Annotated in this window: 1 protein-coding gene and 1 rRNA gene; both read right to left on the bottom strand. The window is 56.9% G+C overall.

All coding sequences use genetic code 11. The annotated features are described in order from the left end of the window. Positions 1-107, bottom strand: a 5S ribosomal RNA gene (gene rrf / locus ACIPUB_RS20075); the annotation flags it as partial. Positions 108-468: 361 nt separating this feature from the next. Then, positions 469-657, bottom strand: coding sequence for a hypothetical protein (locus ACIPUB_RS20070; RefSeq protein WP_407608994.1), 189 nt, complete (start codon positions 655-657; stop codon positions 469-471). Positions 658-878: the final 221 nt, after the last annotated feature.

Below are 878 nucleotides of genomic sequence, written 5' to 3'. Positions count from 1 at the left end.
GACCTACTCTCCCACACCCTCCCGAGTGCAGTACCATCGGCGCAGTGGGTCTTAGCTTCCGGGTTCGGTATGGGACCGGGCGTTTCCCCCACGCTATGACCGCCGTAACTCTAGTACCGCGCATTCCTTATTCAGGAGCACTGGTGGCTTTATCGAGTCACAACACATGCTGTGGTTCTTCATCAATAACTATAGCGGAACCTCAGGCGCTCCGGCGACCAAAACTTGGTTTTCAGGCCATGATGACCGTCACAACCATGCCTAGGTCGTTCAGAAAAGTGTCGCCGTGCGGATGGTTCGGTACGCAGCCGGGGACTCAGAGAGATCGGGCATCTATGTTGCAGCCATCGACATTGCGCCCCGATATCCGGCGCCGGCAGACTTTGACCAGGCGATCGACCGGAAGCGTTGCTTCACCGCTGCATCCGTTGCCCTGGAAGACTTCGACTTCTCAACATTCCGGATCCACTATTTGCCGACACCTGCATTTGCTTGCGGCTCGATCGAATGGCAAACGACAAGCCCTTCGTCGGCAACCACGTGGCAAACTAAGAGTTGTTTACGACACTCGCCGTTAAGGAAATTCTGGGCGATGCCCATGACTGCCGTGTTGTAAGCTTCCGCGTCAGATTCGCTCCCCGCAATCAGGCTGATCATGCAGGGAGACATCTCGCGGTTCCGGTATCGGTACAAGATGTGCCGTGAGGGATCAGGTCCTGCATTGGACAACGTCAGGGCAACATCTGAAACGTAAAAGCGCTATCCACAGTGTCTGTGGATGGGTGGTGGCCCCTTAACGGGGTGCGGCCCCCGGGGGTGTGTGTCCGGGGGCCGTGGGTTTTCTGGTGGTGTGGTGGTTAAGCATCGAAACCCCCAAG

The sequence above is a fragment of the Paeniglutamicibacter sp. ORCA_105 genome (genome assembly GCF_045798545.1).
Classification (GTDB): Bacteria; Actinomycetota; Actinomycetes; order Actinomycetales; family Micrococcaceae; genus Paeniglutamicibacter; species Paeniglutamicibacter sulfureus.
Note: the sequence above shows the minus strand (reverse complement) of the source record. Positions and strands in the feature narration are given on the sequence as shown.

Excerpts from the sequence above, each read along its gene's own strand:
- ACIPUB_RS20070 (WP_407608994.1), bottom strand. The coding sequence starts at position 657 with ATGATCAGCCTGATTGCGGGGAGCGAATCTGACGCGGAAGCTTACAAC.